The organism is Actinoallomurus oryzae, from assembly GCF_039541955.1.
GTDB lineage: Bacteria > Actinomycetota > Actinomycetes > Streptosporangiales > Streptosporangiaceae > Actinoallomurus > Actinoallomurus oryzae.
The window spans coordinates 161,374-176,517 of the sequence record NZ_BAABHF010000038.1 but is presented as its reverse complement, the minus strand read 5'-3'; the positions used below and the strand labels follow the sequence as shown (position 1 = coordinate 176,517).

14 protein-coding genes are annotated in these 15,144 nt (G+C 72.3%); 5 read left to right on the top strand and 9 right to left on the bottom strand.

Going from position 1 to position 15,144, the window contains the following annotated elements; genetic code table 11:
- Positions 1-56: 56 nt before the first annotated feature.
- From ABEA10_RS30810 to ABEA10_RS30795, 4 genes are all read right to left on the bottom strand, one after another.
- Positions 57-1,211, bottom strand: a complete 1,155-nt coding sequence (locus ABEA10_RS30810; RefSeq protein ID WP_345469874.1) for an FAD-dependent oxidoreductase — start codon at positions 1,209-1,211, stop codon at positions 57-59.
- A gap of 124 nt (positions 1,212-1,335) precedes the next feature.
- Positions 1,336-1,992 (bottom strand): hypothetical protein, encoded by a 657-nt coding sequence (locus tag ABEA10_RS30805; RefSeq protein ID WP_345469872.1) that lies wholly within the window; start codon positions 1,990-1,992, stop codon positions 1,336-1,338.
- 87 nt (positions 1,993-2,079) lie between these two features.
- Entirely contained in the window at positions 2,080-3,528 is a 1,449-nt protein-coding gene (locus ABEA10_RS30800; RefSeq protein ID WP_345469870.1) for a tetratricopeptide repeat protein, read from the bottom strand.
- 231 nt (positions 3,529-3,759) lie between these two features.
- Positions 3,760-4,428, bottom strand: coding sequence for a hypothetical protein (locus ABEA10_RS30795; RefSeq protein WP_345469869.1), 669 nt, complete (start codon positions 4,426-4,428; stop codon positions 3,760-3,762).
- Positions 4,429-4,558: 130 nt separating this feature from the next.
- Between ABEA10_RS30795 and ABEA10_RS30790 the strand changes: the two genes are divergently transcribed.
- Together ABEA10_RS30790 and ABEA10_RS30785 are read left to right on the top strand one after the other, a co-directional pair.
- A complete protein-coding gene (locus ABEA10_RS30790; protein ID WP_329244306.1) occupies positions 4,559-5,068 on the top strand; it encodes a SigE family RNA polymerase sigma factor in 510 nt (169 codons plus the stop codon).
- 71 nt (positions 5,069-5,139) lie between these two features.
- Positions 5,140-5,832, top strand: coding sequence for a hypothetical protein (locus ABEA10_RS30785; protein ID WP_345469866.1), 693 nt, complete (start codon positions 5,140-5,142; stop codon positions 5,830-5,832).
- Between the two features lie 131 nt (positions 5,833-5,963).
- Here ABEA10_RS30785 and argG read toward each other — a convergent pair whose 3' ends face one another.
- Positions 5,964-7,412, bottom strand: coding sequence for an argininosuccinate synthase (argG, locus tag ABEA10_RS30780; RefSeq protein WP_345469864.1), 1,449 nt, complete (start codon positions 7,410-7,412; stop codon positions 5,964-5,966).
- Positions 7,413-7,720: 308 nt separating this feature from the next.
- On the opposite strand from argG, the gene ABEA10_RS30775 reads away from it, so the two are divergent.
- On the top strand, positions 7,721-9,277 hold the full coding sequence (locus tag ABEA10_RS30775; RefSeq protein WP_345469862.1) for a hypothetical protein: 1,557 nt from the start codon (positions 7,721-7,723) through the stop codon (positions 9,275-9,277).
- A gap of 11 nt (positions 9,278-9,288) precedes the next feature.
- On the opposite strand, the gene ABEA10_RS30770 is transcribed toward ABEA10_RS30775, so the two are convergent.
- Positions 9,289-10,458 (bottom strand): helix-turn-helix domain-containing protein, encoded by a 1,170-nt coding sequence (locus ABEA10_RS30770; protein ID WP_345469860.1) that lies wholly within the window; start codon positions 10,456-10,458, stop codon positions 9,289-9,291.
- A gap of 297 nt (positions 10,459-10,755) precedes the next feature.
- Here ABEA10_RS30770 and ABEA10_RS30765 point away from each other — a divergent pair, with 297 nt between their 5' ends.
- Both ABEA10_RS30765 and ABEA10_RS30760 read left to right on the top strand, forming a co-directional pair.
- On the top strand, positions 10,756-11,619 hold the full coding sequence (locus tag ABEA10_RS30765; RefSeq protein ID WP_345469858.1) for a hypothetical protein: 864 nt from the start codon (positions 10,756-10,758) through the stop codon (positions 11,617-11,619).
- Between the two features lie 143 nt (positions 11,620-11,762).
- The gene (locus ABEA10_RS30760; protein WP_345469856.1) at positions 11,763-12,506 is read left to right on the top strand and encodes a dienelactone hydrolase family protein; all 744 of its coding nucleotides are present in this window, start codon (positions 11,763-11,765) and stop codon (positions 12,504-12,506) included.
- Here ABEA10_RS30760 and ABEA10_RS30755 read toward each other — a convergent pair.
- The 3 genes from ABEA10_RS30755 to ABEA10_RS30745 form a co-directional block, all read right to left on the bottom strand.
- Entirely contained in the window at positions 12,499-13,326 is an 828-nt protein-coding gene (locus ABEA10_RS30755; protein ID WP_345469854.1) for an Imm1 family immunity protein, read from the bottom strand. The two genes, ABEA10_RS30760 and ABEA10_RS30755, sit on opposite strands and share 8 nt — an antisense overlap.
- A complete protein-coding gene (locus ABEA10_RS30750) occupies positions 13,317-13,829 on the bottom strand; it encodes a variant leucine-rich repeat-containing protein (RefSeq protein WP_345469852.1) in 513 nt (170 codons plus the stop codon). The genes ABEA10_RS30755 and ABEA10_RS30750 overlap by 10 nt, the downstream gene beginning before the upstream one ends.
- Before the next feature lie 570 nt (positions 13,830-14,399).
- Positions 14,400-15,134, bottom strand: a complete 735-nt coding sequence (locus tag ABEA10_RS30745; RefSeq protein ID WP_345469850.1) for a DUF6348 family protein — start codon at positions 15,132-15,134, stop codon at positions 14,400-14,402.
- Between the last annotated feature and the right edge of the window lie 10 nt (positions 15,135-15,144).

Below are 15,144 nucleotides of genomic sequence, written 5' to 3'. Positions count from 1 at the left end.
CGTGTGCGTGGCGGCCGCGCTCCCCGCATCGTGATCCCGCGAGTCGTACGAGACGGTTACCCGTGATCGTGGCCGGGTCTCTCGGATCGCAGTCGGTTGCTGATCCTGTGATGGAGGGCGGCGACGCCGCGGGTGGCCATCCGGGAGGGGACGGCGCCGGCCATGCGCATCGGTCGTTCGCCCTGGAACACCGTCATCGGCCCGGCGACGGCCAGGCTCCGGGTGGCGATCAGCGAGGCCAGCGCGGCTCGCCTGCGGCGGTCGCGTTCGTAGGTTCGCGGTGCCGTCGCCGGGTCGGCGGACAGGCGGCGCAGGAGCACCCAGACGTCCTCCAGCGCCTGGTTCGCGCCCAGTGCGAACGTGGGAGGCATCGCATGGGCCGCGTCGCCCAGCAGCACGCACCGGCCCCGGCTCCAGCGCCGTACCCTGAGCCGGTGATGGGGGAACGCCTCCAGCTCCACGCCGGACAGCGCCTCCAGGAGCTCGGGGACCGGCGAGGCCCAGTCTCCGTACCGCTCCCTCAGCATCTCCAACGGCTTGTCGCAGGCCGTGGCCGGCGGCCAGGGGACGTCGCAGAACCACTGCGCGAGCCCGTCGCCGGCCGGGCTGAGCCCGACGTCACCCGCCCGGCCCACCATCATGAGCCCGCGTGATCCCAGGTCGACCGGCGCGGGGATCAGGCCCTGCCAGCTGGCCATCCCGGTCACCGGCGGCTCGGCGTCGCCGCCGAGCGCGACGCGCACGCGGGAACGCACCCCGTCCGCGCCGATGAGCAGGTCCGCGGTGTGCTCGGTGCCGTCCTCGGTCCAGACCCGTACCTCCGAGCCGCACTCTCGCAGGCGGCTGAAGCGCGTTCCGAACCGGACCGTGCCCTCGGGCAGGCCTTCGGCCAGCCGGGCCAGCAGGGAGCTGCGGGGGATGACCACCGCGGGAGTGCCGAGCCCGGCCCGGAGCCGGTCGATGTCGACCGCGGAGACCAGGCGGCCCGACGCGGTACGGGCCTCGATGGCGGTGAGCCGCCGGCCCGCGCCGCGGAGGTCGACGTTCAGGTCGGCCAGGACGGCGGGTCCGCCGCCCCACACGGTGATGGCGCCGCCGCCCGTCCGTAGCTCGGGCGCGCGTTCGAGCACCGTCACCTCGTGCCCGGCGGCGAGCAGGCCACGGGCGGCGGCGAGCCCGCCGATCCCCGCTCCGACGATGACCACTCGCATCGAGTCACCTCCACGACAACGTGTAGTACTACATTGTGTAGAGGATTAGCGGCGCCGCCGCAAGCCCCCTGAGCGGGTTCCCGCTCCCGATGGCGTCCTGCCGTACGCGCGGCGGCCGGGCCGGTCAGGTGAAGTTGACGCCGTTCGTGGTGGGCTGAAGCGTGCCCAGGACGAGTGAGTCGCAGATCGGCGGCCTGTTGCCGTTCAGGCCGAGGTACCGCAGCGGAATCCAGGAGCTGTGCCAGGCGACGCCGAGTCCGGAGGTGGTGCCGCAGCCCGAGCCGGTGTGCCATCTCATCCCGGCGAACGCCGAGCCGCCGGCGTGCAGGGTGATGTTCGTTCCGCGGCCGGGGTAGTCGACCCGGGTGGCGGGAAGCGGCGTGTAGTCGTACGGCCCGCCGGTGCCGATCGGCGCCCAGCCGGCCGGAAGCAGGCAACTGTGGTTCGACCTGTTCCTCAGGATCAGCGTGCCGATGCCCTTCTCCTCGGAGTTGGACGTCTGCACCTGAAGCTCGGCGCGGAGTTCGGCGGCCATGCAGCTCGGCGTGTCGCTCCGGCCGGCGTGCGGCGTGCGGCCGGCGTGCGGCGTTCGGCCGTCCTTGCCGCGGGCGCCGTCGCTCTTGGACGACACCGCGCCCGCCGATGCCGCCGGTCCGGAGGGGCGCGCCGAGCCGGATGACGCCGACGTGTCGCCGCTGGAGTTGCAGCCGGTGAGGGCGAGAGCGATCATCCCGCCGCCACAGGCCGCAACGGCGGTGGTGTGCAGGCGCTTGAGCTTCACTTGTAAGACCTCCCCGGACGGTTGCTTACATGTCCAGTTAGACCTCTATGAAGGGACGAAGGTTCGCGGTGAAATCCCCCTTTCCGCTCACCGCTTGATCAGCGACCGGAAGCCGGCGCGCACGTCGGACTCGGACGCTTTGACGTACTGCTTGGAAGGCGGGCCGGCGTCGAGGCCGGCGTACGTGGTGTAGTGAATGACCCTGGGGCAGGTCGCGCCGCTGATCTGTATATCGCGCTTGGCCACGCGCTTTCCGGTCCGCAATTCGTATACCTTCACCGGAATCGCGATCTTGTGGAACGCCACGTACGTCAGGGAACCGGTCCCGAATTTGCTCCGGTACGGGCACCTCTGGACGGTGCTCCCGTAGTGCCGCTCGCCCGCGCAGATCACGAGCACGGCGTGGGCGGGGTCGGTGGTCCGCCATGAGCCCGGGAGCTTCTTGCGGTAGGTGTCGTTGCCGTAGAACAGCGCGCGATTGGTGCCTTTCCCGTACGACGCGGCGCCGCTGTACTTCGCCGGCTTGGAGCAGTACGCGGGCTGGTCGTCGGTCGAGCCGTCGAGCAGGCTGCGGACGTTCTCCAGCTCGATGGTCTGCGTGGCCTTCTTGACTCCGTCGCGGGCCCTGCTCGTGAGCTGGTCGCCGGGATACCGGTCGAGCAGTTGCTGATAGCGCGTCCGTGCGCTCGCCCAGGCTCTGGCCGCCATCAGGCTGTCGCCGCAGCCGACGAGCGCGGCGGGCGCGGTCTGCCCGACGATGCCGGCGGACCGGTCCAGCGCGTCGTGGGTCGGCTGCCGGTCGCGGAGCCAGTCGGTGACCGCCGCGGTATGGCAGGGATCCTTGGCCGGCAGGCCGCCGAGGAACCCGTTCAGGACCGTCTCGACCGTCTTGGCGTTGCCGGGCTCGTCGAGGACCGACCCGAGAGTGGCGAACCCCGCCTTCAGCGCGCCGGTGTCGCCGGTCAGCCCGGTCGCCAGCTGGGTCCTGGCCGCCCGCAGCCGGCGGCACGCGTGGGCGGCCTCGTCGCTGCGCCCGGTCAGCGGGGCGTCGGCGATGCGGACACCGATCCACACTCTGCCGTGGGCGCTCAGCACCCGCGCGCAGTCGCCGCTCTCACGGGCCTCGGTGACACTGTGGTGGATCCGGGAGGCGTCGAACCGCAGCAGCCCCACGGCCAGCAGCACCACGACCGTGACCCCGAGCGCGATCAGACGCTGCCTGCGCACCGCGTTCCCGGCGTCGCCCCGCCCGCGCGCCAGGAACCATCCGTGCGCGATGACCGCGGCCCACCACAGCAGCACAAGGACCTCGAACCAGGTACGGGCGACCGAGACCAGCACGGACACGAGCACGATGGTGACCAGCACCGCGGCGAGGGCGAGCCTGCGCCGGCCCAGCATGAGGTAACCGACGCCGAGCAGGGACGCGTTGCCGAGGGCCGCCGCGGCCGGATCGCACGCCCGCGGCGCGGGCGCGGCGGGAGGCGGCGTGGGGGGTGGTTCGGGGGGCGGTGCGGCATACACCGGATGATCCATCGTCGTCACTCCCTGTCCCGGTACGGGCGCGGCCATGCCGATTGTCCGCCCAGGTTCTCGGGACGGGTCCCGAGAACGATGACGATCGCCGACCGGCTCCGGCCACCCGGGTGAGGGTTCAGAGGCGGCCGGCGCCATGGTGATCACGAGCGCGATGTCCCCGATCCGTCACCGGGCCGGTGCGCCGCCTCGGCGGAATCGCGAGAGGCCGTCTCCTACCGGGCGCCGGCGTTACCGGCGGGCGGGTTCCAGGCCGAACCGGCCTGCCAGCCGGCGGGTGATGTCGGCGGCGGGCGTGTGGCCGTCGACCGTGATCACGTCCAGCCCGTGGGCCCGCGCCTGACGGCGGACCTCGTCGTCCCACAGGGCGTCGCGGGCGAGGCGCTTGGCCAGCATGGCCTCGGGATCCTGGTCGCCCCAGTTGGCGCGGGCGCGGGCCGGATCGGCGTAGCGCTCCCGGAGCTTCCTCGCCCGGAACCCTGCCGTGGGCACCAGGAAGACCGCGTGGTCCGGCCGGTGCAACAGCGGCAGGAGATGGCCGGGCAGGATGCCGAAGTAGTCGACCACGGTGATGCGATCGGACGGCGCGGCGGCGAGGTCCTCGGCCAGGAATCCGACGGTCTCTCCTTGCAGACTCGCCATGCCCGCGAAGACCTCCTGCGGCGAGCGCTCCGCCCACAGGGCGCCCGGCGGCCGGTCCCGCGCGGCGTGCAGGTGCGGGTGGCGGTCGGGTGTGCATCGCGCCAGCCAGCGGTGTTCGGCACGGTCGCCGTCGTAGACCCGGACGCCGTACCGCTCCGCCAGGGCGGCGGCCACCGTGCTCTTGCCCGCCCCGGTCCCGCCGGCGATCCAGCGCACGTGGGTGAGCGGGCCGCCCGTGCCGCCCCCGCGATCCGTCATGGAGTCCATGGTCGCAGCGAAGGGGCTCGGCCGCGGAATGTGGCTCCGATAAGTTCGGGCCGCAGGGGGAACCGCGCCGCCGTAGAACCTTTTCGCCGTCGTGTTCCGTCTAGGCCGTGAGGAGGTACACATGATCCGAACGGCCCGGGACCGTGAGTTCTCGGATTTCGTCGGTGCGAGCCGGGTGAGTCTGCTCCGCACCGCCTGCATGTTGACGGCGGGTGACCGGTTTCTCGCCGAGGACGTCGTCCAGACGGCGCTGGCGAGGGTGTACGTCGCCTGGCCGCGGATACGGCAGAGCGCCGAGGCGTACGCCCGCAGGGCCGTCGTCTCGGCCTTCCTGGACGAGACGCGACGGCCGTGGTGGCGGCGGGAGAAGACGACCGGCGAGCTGCCCGACACGGCCGCGTCCGGTGACGCGTTCGGCGACGTCGACGGCCAGCTCGACGGAGGTGCGGTACGGCGGGCGCTCGCGGGCCTGCCGCCACGGATGCGAGCCGTGGTCGTGCTCCGTCACGAACTCGACCTGAGCATCGAGGACACCGCCTCCGCCCTGGGCTGCGCGAAGGGGACGGTCAAGAGCATGAACGCCAAGGCCCTCGACCGCCTGCGCGCCTCACTGGTCGCCGCCCCGTCCTGATCCGTCCCGGTGGGCCCTTCCTCAGCCAACTCTCGACTCGGCGGTGGCCGAGTCGGTCGAAAGGATTCTCGATGAACGACGTGCGTTCCCTGCTGTCCGAGGTCGTCCCGGAGGACATCCGTACCTCCGGTCCCTGGCCGGACGCCGAGCCCGACATCGCCCGGGGCCGCGCCCTGCTGGCACGGCGGCGCCGCCGTCGTGCCGCCCTCACCGCGGGAACCGGTGTGGTCGCCGCCGGTCTCGCCGGTGTGCTCCTGCTGGCCGGCACTCCCGCCGGGGACTCCCGTCCGTCCGCGGGCCCCGGCTCCTCGACCGGCGGCCCGGCGACGACGGGCGTCGCCCTGGTCGCGTACGAGGGCGCGCAGCCGAAGGGCTACACGCTCCGGTCGATCCCCCAGGGCTGGGAGGTCGCCTCCGCGGACAGCATCGCCCTGGTCCTGCACCGGGCCGGCACGCCCAAGGGCGGCTCGTACAAGGACAAGATCGTGGTCGAGGGCGACCTCAACCCGTTCCCCAAGTCCGGTGATCAGGCCGTCGAGGTCAACGGGCACAAGGGATGGTTCTTCGCCCACAAGGGCGCGGGCTACTCGGTCACCCTCATCTTCCGGACCGACCAGCGAGGCCGGCCCGCCCCCGGGCTCGCCGAGGTTCCGCTGAACGTCATGGTCCAGCTGCCGCACTCGCTCAACTGGAACGTCACGACCATGGTGAAGTTCGCCTCGGGCATCACCGTGGCCGACGGCGCCCGCGGCGCCGTCGGCTGACCCACGGTCCCGCCACCGGTGGCGGCCGCCGCCCTGCGGTTGCGGCGCGTCAGCTCGCAGCGCCCGGTTCCCGCGCCCCCGAGGCGCGGGAACCGGCGTGCCGCCGTCCGGCGTGCCGGCCGCCGGTGGGGTCAGTCGTTGCCGGCCTCCATGGCGGCGTGGTCGAGCAACTCGTCGTCGCCCGTGACCTCTCCGCGGGAGGCGATCGCCTCGGCTCCGCCCTTGGGCATCGCGCCGATCAGGCCCGTCGAGGCCGCCTGGGCGGCGCCGATCAGCATCGGCTGCCGGCTGCCGACCATGCCGAGCCCGGCGTACTGCTCGAGCTTGGCACGCGAGTCGGCGATGTCGAGGTTGCGCATCGTCAGCTGGCCGATGCGGTCCACCGGGCCGAAGGCGGAGTCCTCGGTGCGCTCCATGGAGAGCTTGTCCGGGTGGTAGCTGAACGCCGGCCCGGAGGTGTCGAGGATGGAGTAGTCCTCGCCGCGCCGCAGCCGTAGGGTCACCTCGCCGGTGACCGCCGTACCGACCCAGCGCTGCAGCGACTCGCGCAGCATCAGCGCCTGCGGGTCCAGCCAGCGGCCCTCGTACATCAGCCGGCCCAGCCGCCGGCCCTCGTTGTGGTAGCTGGCGAGGGTGTCCTCGTTGTGGATCGCGTTGACCAGCCGTTCGTACGCCGCGTGGAGCAACGCCATGCCCGGGGCCTCGTAGACGCCACGGCTCTTGGCCTCGATGACGCGGTTCTCGATCTGGTCGGACATGCCCATGCCGTGCCGGCCGCCGATCGCGTTGGCCTCCAGCACCAGGTCGACGGCGGAGGAGAACTCCTTGCCGTTGATCGTGACCGGCCGTCCCTGCTCGAAGCCGATCGTGACGTCCTCGGTGACGATCTCGACCTTGGGGTCCCAGAACCGTACGCCCATGATCGGGTCGACGATCTCGATGCCCGCGTCGAGGTGTTCGAGCGCCTTCGCCTCGTGGGTCGCGCCCCAGATGTTCGCGTCGGTGGAGTAGGCCTTCTCGGTGCTGTCGCGGTAGGGCAGGCCGCGGGCGAGCAGCCACTCCGACATCTCCGTACGGCCGCCGAGCTCGCTGACGAAGTCGGCGTCGAGCCAGGGCTTGTAGACCCGCAGCGAGGGGTTGGCGAGCAGGCCGTAGCGGTAGAACCGCTCGATGTCGTTGCCCTTGAAGGTCGAGCCGTCACCCCAGATCTGCACGTCGTCCTCGAGCATCGCGCGGACCAGCAGCGTGCCCGTGACGGCCCGGCCGAGCGGGGTGGTGTTGAAGTAGACGCGGCCACCGGAGCGGATGTGGAACGCCCCGCAGGCCAGGGCCGCGAGCCCCTCCTCCACGAGAGCCTCCCGGCAGTCGACCAGCCGGCCGACCTCCGCGCCGTACGCGGTGGCGCGCCCGGGCACCGAGGCGATGTCGGGCTCGTCGTACTGGCCGATGTCGGCGGTATAGGTGCACGGCACGGCACCCTTCTCGCGCATCCACGCGACCGCTACCGATGTGTCGAGGCCGCCGGAGAAGGCGATCCCGACACGTTCGCCGACAGGCAGAGAGGTCAGCACCTTGGACATGAGTAGAAGTATGCACACTAATGCATGATCATGCAACGTCGGATTCGGTAAAGCGCTCCCAACGCGGCAGGACGGTACGGGAGCCGAAGGTCGCGCGAGCCGGTCAGTGCCCTGCCGATGTGGTTCTTCGACTCCCGGGAAGAGCCGGCCGGCCGAACTGCCGGCCGCGTGCGCGGTCACCCGACGTCGTCGGCGTCGGACGTGGATTATCCACAACCAGCGTTCCTTCAGCGTACGGCCGCCCTGATTCGTAGGAGACTCGATCGGACCCCAACGGGATCCGACGTGACCGCGGTGATGGGAAGCGCATGCGCAAGGAGAAGATCGGCTGGCTCGGCGTGCTGTTCGGCGTCTTGATGCTGGTCGCCGGCTGGTTGATCGTGACTCACGCGGTGCAATCAGGGCATGACGCGCCCAGAGCCGAATACACCGGCACGCCGAGCTGTGACGGCAAGCAGATGAGCCCGGGGGACCGCTGCATAGTCACTGGCTCGCGTGCCTGGCAGAACCGCACTTTCACGTACGAGGAGGCGATCAGGAACGGCCGGAAGGACGCCAAGACCGACCAGTGGGCCGGGGCGGAGGTGCTCGGAGGCGTCGGCGCCGTGCTGGTGTTCCTGGGAGTGGGCACGGCGACCAGCGCGGCGCGCCTGTCCCGCGGCATCCGCGGCGTACTGGTGCCGCTCGTCGCGTCGCTTCCGCTGACCGCGGTCGCGATCATGCTGTGGCCCATGTACGAGCGCACGAGAGAGGCGTCGCCGGTCCCGGTGGGAAACCTGGGAAAGTACCTGCACTTCCCCTATCCCACCGTGTTGGCACTCCTGGTCGTGCTCCTGGGCACCCTCGGGACCGTCGCACCGGCGGCGAGTGAGAGCGACGTCGCGCGGGACGAGCGGCGGGAGACCGAGCGACGGGAGGCCGAACGGGCGCGCGCCGGAGGGCCCGAGGCGCCGACTCGGCAGGAGAGCCGCCAGCAGACGTCCCGGGGCCTGACCGCGGAGCAGCGCGAGGCGCGCGAGCGGTTCGACAAGGGAGAGTCCGACGACCCCTGGGAGTCCTGGCGGCTCCGGCCCCTGCGCGAACCGGCGGCCGGACAGGTCACGCGGCAGCGCATCGCCGCCGCCCTGGGCCAGGTCGTCGTTCTCCTGGCCGTCGTCCTGGCCGTGAGCTCCCACCCTCTGAGGCTGGAGCTTCCCACCGTGGTGGGAGGCCTGGCCGCCGTGGCCGGTTACGCGCTCATCGCGGCACCCACCGTGAGCCGCATCGACAGCGCGCCGTCGGCCTGGCGCTGGGGCCTGCCGGCGCTGCTGTCGCTGGCGGGAGCCGCGGTGGAGTCGACCATGTCGACGACGACCTGGTCCGGGCTGCTGAACCTCACGCTGTTCCTGTCCTGCTGGGGAGCGTTCACCTGGCGGTTCGGGGCCGCGCTGCCGCAGCCGCCCGTGACGGGCCGGGTGCTGTTCACCGCGTTGGGGCTGCTGTCCTGGCTGGCCGCGGTCCGGGTGGTGGTCGTGGCGGCGGCCCCCGGGTCCCACGGTGTCGCGGAGATCGTGGCGTACGTCCTCGCCGCCGTCGGAGTGGCCCTGGGCGCGGGCGCCTTCGGCACGGCGCGGGGGACCGAGGCGCGGAACGCCGTTCCGCGCTCCCTGACGGTCGCGTGTCACCTCACGACCGCCGTGGCACTGGTGGCCGCCGCGTGCTACGCCGTCCTGGCCGGCGGCACCGTGATCGCCTGGATCATGGCCGGGGTATGCGCCGTCAGAGCGATCGTGGACGTGCGTCGTTGCGTACACCGCGCCGAGCAGCCGGTGGCGCAGAGCACGGGTGAAGAGCAGCCGTCCGCCGACGCACGTCCGCTGCCCTAGAGCCGGCGCTCTTAGCCTTCGAGCGCGACCTCTCGGGCCATGCGGCGCAGGTCGGGGGAGACGTGGGCCATCTCCTCGATCAGCTCGCCGACCAGGGGGTACGCCGGGCCGTGGTCGCGGAACGACCGGCGGGACAGGCTCTCGGCCTCCTGCAGCGTCGACTCGGCCGCCCGCAGGTCCATGAGCTGGGCCTGGGCCTGGGCCACGTCGAGCAGGTGGCGGCCGTACATCGCGCGCGGGAGGTCCTCTCGGTGCACGGCGCCGGCCGCCTGCAGGGCCAGGCCGGGCTCCCGCAGGAGCGCGTACGCGTGCGTGGCGTGCATCGCCACTTCCGACGGGCCGAACCGTACGTGGTAGTCGAGGCGCTCGCCGTCGAAGCGGTCCGCCGCCGAGCGGGCCAGTCCCACGTAGTCGTTCACCGCGCCCGCCCTCGTGGTCGTGCCCGCGGCGGCCATCGCGGTCAGGATGAGGTTGCCCCACACCGTCAGGCGGCGGAGTTCGGCGGCCCCCAGCGGCGGCTCGGTGTCCTCGGCGATGTGCACGGCGTGGTCCTCGCAGATCCGGCAGCGGTTCTGGTGCAGGAGCGCCGAGCAGTACGAGCCGTGCAGCGCCGTCCATCGCAGTTCGTCGTCGCCGCTCTCGGCGGCCTCGATCGCCTCCCGCGCGGCCAGCGCCGCCAGGTCGGTCTCGCCCAGGCTCGACAGCAGGCGCGCGGCCAGATGGTGCGCGTCGGCGAGCGGTGTCGCGGCGCGCGCACCCAGGCCGCGGTGGGCGAGGCGCGTCTCGCCGAGCAGGCCCGGAAGTCTCATCGCCACGTGCGGCAGGTCGCCCGACCAGTAGGCGCGCCACGTGCCGTCGACGGCGCGGCGCAGTTCGCCGAGGTCGGGGGTCTCGCCCGCGTCGTCCGGATCCATGCCGGGAGTGGACTCCGGCGCGGTCACGGCGTCGTGTACGGCGCTGCCGGAGCGGCGGGGCCCGCCGAGCAGGCCGGACAGCTCCGTCCTCAGCGCGCCGGCGAGCTTCATCAGCCAGGTGACACGGGCGGTCTGCCGGCGTCCGTGCTCCAGCTTCTCGATCACATCGGTGTTCACCCCGGACCGGTCGGCGAGCTCTCCCCGGGTCATGGAGCGTTCGTGCCGGAGGAGCTTCAGCCGGTCACCGAGGGTCGTGGCATCGGACACGATCACTGCACCCCCCTGCAGCCGTGCTAGAACCCACGTTACGGTCCGTCCTTCGGGGTTGACCAGGGGCCTCGACGCCGGTTCACCTGCGCTCATACGTCGTATACGCCGCGGCGAGGGACGGCCGTCCCGGCGATCGGGTGGGCGCTCCGACCCGCCCGGCCGCGTACGGCGCCGGTTCGGCCATGGCCCGGTACTGATCGTCATCGGACCTGGCAAAAGGGCCTGCGGCGCGCCCGTGGCGCACTTGGGCGGGTGATGGCGTCGGTCTCTGAGATCTACCTACAAGGAGCTCAGATGATCAAATCGCTCGGCAGGCGCGCCGTGACCGCCACGACGGCACTCGCGGTCGGTGGCCTCGGCGTCGTCGTGGGGCAGGCGCCTGCCCAGGCCTCCGCGTTCTCCGCCGCCTTCACCTGCAACATCGGCAACCTCGGGCAGACCGCCGCCGTCCTCAACGGATGGCTCGCCTCGCCCGGGACCACGTTCGACGGCCCGTCCCGGTTCCGTCTGCACATCTCGAGCCTGAGCCTGCAGGCGCCGCTTCCCATCTCGTCCTGGAGCGGGGCGGCATGGATCAACGTACGGGGCGCGGAGCGCTCGACCTTCCAGGTCACCGGGGGCGGCGGGGCCGTGCCGGCCCAGGGGACGCTCACCGGCGACATGGTCGGCGACTGGGCCCCGGTCATGGGCGGTACCGACCTGCTGAGCGTCGGCGGCATCGAGCTCACCGCCAACAGCGCGGAGGCGGGCAGCGTGCCGGTGCAGTGTGTTCCGGCCGACGCCGCGGTCGCCGAGGTGCTCCGCGTCGCCTCGCCGTACCAGGGGACCTGGGTCCGCCCGGCCGTCCCGATCTTCCACATCGGCGGCTGGTACCACCGGGGCATGGTGCTGCACCGGCCCGTGTGGGTCCGGCCGGGCCGCCCGGGCTGGAACCGCCCGGTGCATCCCGGCAATGGCTGGAACCACCCGGTCAACCCGGGCGGCGGCTGGAACCATCCAGGCCATCCGGGCGGCGGCTGGAACCACCCAGGCCGTCCGGGTGGCGGCTGGAACCAGCCGGGCCACTCGGGAGGTGCCTGGAACCACCCGGGCGGCGGCTCGAACCGGCCCGGCGCTCCGGCCCACCACGGCGGTCCCGGCATGTCTCACCACCACTAGAACGTGAGGCGGAGGGGGCGGACGCGCGGCGTCCGCCCCCTTCTCCATTGAGACGCAACCGCAATTAGGAATTGCTATCCAAATTCAATTAATTGTGATATGATGGAGCAATAGAAGCAATTCCCGGTGTTAGCCTCCATCGCATGTTGAATACTCCGGAAAGAGCCACTTCCCCCGCCATCGCGGCGCGCGATCTGCCGTACTCCGACGGAGACGTCGAGCTGCACGGCCGGTTCTTCTGGGACGAGACCCGCGACGGTCCCCGGCCCGGCATCTTCCTCATCCACGGCGGCGCCGGCCTCGACGATCACGCGTGTGACCAGGCGCGACGGTACGCCGAGCTGGGATATGCCGTCCTCGCCTGCGACATGTTCGGCGCCGGCGTCAGGGGCGACCGCGAGCGGACCATGGCCACCATCATGGCGATGCGCGACGACCCCGGCCATCTCGTGCGGCGGGCCCAGGCCGGGCTCGACGCCCTCACCGGGTGCCCCGAAGCCGGAGCGGGCCGAGCCGCCGTCGGTTTCTGCTTCGGTGGAATGGCCGCGCTGACGCTCGCGCGTGAGGGAGCCGACCTCGCCGGCGCGGTGAGCGTGCACGGCACGCTCGCGACCTCCCGGCCCGCCGAGGCCGGGGCCGTCAAGGCGAAGATCCTCGTCTGCCACGGCGCGGCGGACCCGCACGTGCCCATGAACGACGTGGTCGCCTTCACCGAGGAGATGAACCGCGCCGACGCCGACTGGCGACTCACCGTCTACGGCCGCGCCCAGCACGGCTTCACCCACCGGAACGCGGTACCGGGATCGGGCGGCGTCGCCTACGACCGGCCCACCGACGAACGCTCGTTCGCCGCCATCCGCACGTTCCTCGCCGACACGCTCACCTAGCGAGCCTCCCGGTTCGGATCTCCTCCACCCGGGACGGCGGCGGATCGGCGTTCCAGCTCAGGCAGGTCGGTCGCCGGCCCGTCTCGACGTACTCGCGGGCGGCGCGGATCGCGGTCGCCGGGGTGACGCGGGCGCGCTCCGGCGGGATGGTGACCGGCGGGCGCTTCGGGTGTTCCTCGACGACCAGCGGTTCGTCCGGGTCGACGCCGGACTCCACGCCCGCGCTGCCCTGCCACGAGACGGCGGCCCGGCCCGCGGACGTGTCGATGTAGATCCGCAGCGGGGCCTGTTCGCGTTCGCCCCTGCCGAAGCGGATCGCGACCCCGCGGGGCCCGTCGGTCAGGAGGCGGTCGGCGGCCTCCCCGATGACGCTCTCGGCGGTGCCGGCGTCGGCGACCTCCCGTGACCTCGTGCCCCACCAGCCCATGTACGGCCTCTCCTCGGGGGCCTCGGGCTGCTCGGGACGCTCGGGCCTCGACACCGCGGTGCCCTTCTCCCCGCCGCGGCGGTGCGAGGTCGTCACCGCCGGTCCATCGCCGGCCGCGGCGCTCGGCGCCTGGCCGAGGCGGTTCAGGAAGACGGGAAGCTCGCCCGCGACCCAGCCGAACAGCCCGGCGATCTCGGCCAGGCGTTCCTGCGCGAGGAGCAGCGAGCGTACGGCCTGCTCGGCCTGCGGATCACGGGAGGCGGCGAGCACGGCGGTCAGGCGTCGAGCCGCCGCATCGACGAGTTCGCCGGCCTCCTCCACGGACTCCCGCGCCTGCGCCGACAGCTCCATCACGCCGACGACCTGTTGCCGGACCTCGCCCGTTATCGACACGACCCATCTCCCGCTGCGGCGTCCTCACGTACGTCCCACCCCGGAGACGCCGGGAAACCCGATTCCCGCCGGGCGAGACGGGATCTGATGCCTCGCCGCAACCGCGCCGACGCACCCGGCAGGCCGGCCAGGCTCAGAACCTCGTCCCGCGTGAGCTCCGCGCGTTCAGCGAGGGCGAGCACGGCGGCGAAGGGCCGGTCTCCGGCGGAGAGCCGGTCTCCGAGCTCGTCGAGCAGGCCGAGCAGGACGGCCCGATCGGCGCGTGGATGGCCGGCGATTCGAGCCAGCAGCAGGTTGTCGTTCCAGACGCTGTCCCGTTGGGAACGAAGCCGCCCGAGCACGTCGGGCGGGGTGCTCGGGTTGGCGGCCAGGGCCTGCCACACGAAGGGGTACGGGCTCCGCGCGAGGCCGCGCAGCACATCTTCCCCGGTCGAGGGGTCAGCCGCCGGCGCGAGGTGGTCCGCGGGCGTGTGAAGATGGCGCAGCACCTCCTCCGGCTCCATCCCTCCATTGTGATCGCCCTCGTCAGGGCCCGTCGAGGATGTTCGGCACGTCCGGAGCGCGCTGTTCGCCGTCCGTGAGCCCCTCCGACGTGTGGACGACCGCGACGCGCGGGCGGTTGAGGAAGAAACAGCAGATCCTCGTGTTCGGCCGTGGCGGTGTCGTCGCTCACGACGGGCAGGGTGACGCGTTCGGTCAGGCCACGGCCGGCCGTGCCGGACCCGGGCTCGCTGCGGGTCGGCCGCGCCGGCCGGGCAGCAGGACGACCGCGACCACGACGAGGACGTACCCGACACGCAGCAGCGACCGCGAACGTCAGCGCCAGGACGTCGTCGAGATGGCCGGCGTGGGTGACCGGCTCCGCCCACGCCGGCAGGAACGACAGCCCGCCGGCGAGCAGCCTCGACGGCCTCTGCCACGGCCGTACGCCGGCGCGGTCGTGCGGTCTTGTGCATTCGGCCGTCCCCCCGCTCGTGGTGCGGACAAACGTAGGAAGCGGCTGGTCAGCGCAGGGGAGGACGAAGGTGAGCGCCGGCCTCACGGACGGGCGCCGACGTCGGCGGTGCCGGGGATCAGTGCGCCTCGGGGCCGTGGACGAGCAGGATGAACGTGCGCGCGTAGGTGCTGCCGGCGGTGCGGGGCCAGGCGATGTCCCGCAGGGCCTGGGAGGCGGCCGGGTGGACTCTGCCGTTGACGCGTACTTCCGCGGTGTCGGTGCCGTCGGTGCTGCCGAAGAAGACCTTGACTCCGATGAGGTGGTCGCGCTCGAACGGTTCGCCGGTCAGGGCGGGCGCCAGGTCGGGCAGGACCGCGTGGTCGCCCAGCCACTGCGACGCGGCTTCGTATCGTTCGCCCGTGCCCCAGCCGATGACGCCGCCGTGGATGGCGTGCCAGCCGGGCAGCCCGTCGGGATCGTCGGGGGCGAGGTGGGCGGCGAAGCGGCCGTTCTGCGCCAGGAGTTCCAGTACCGCCGAGACCGTGGTGCCCGCCCACATCTCGACCGCTTGGCGAACCTTGGCCTCGGGACTTTCGCCGTACCCGGCCACGCAGTCGGTGATCGTGGTGTCCTGCGGGCGGTCGACGTTGAGCACGAAGTCGAGGTCCAGGTGCCCGTCGCCGCCCGCGTGGTCCGGCCGCTTCGCGAGAACGACGGCGGTCGACCCGGGTCCCTTCACGCGGCCGTTCTCCAGTTCGAAGGGACGGCCGGACATCTCGCTCAGCTGTTCCGCGACGATCGCCAGCACCGCCTGTTCCGGCAGCGCCGCCAGTCCATCACCGTCGGCGTTCCGCCGCCACCTCGATCTCATGGGGACACCT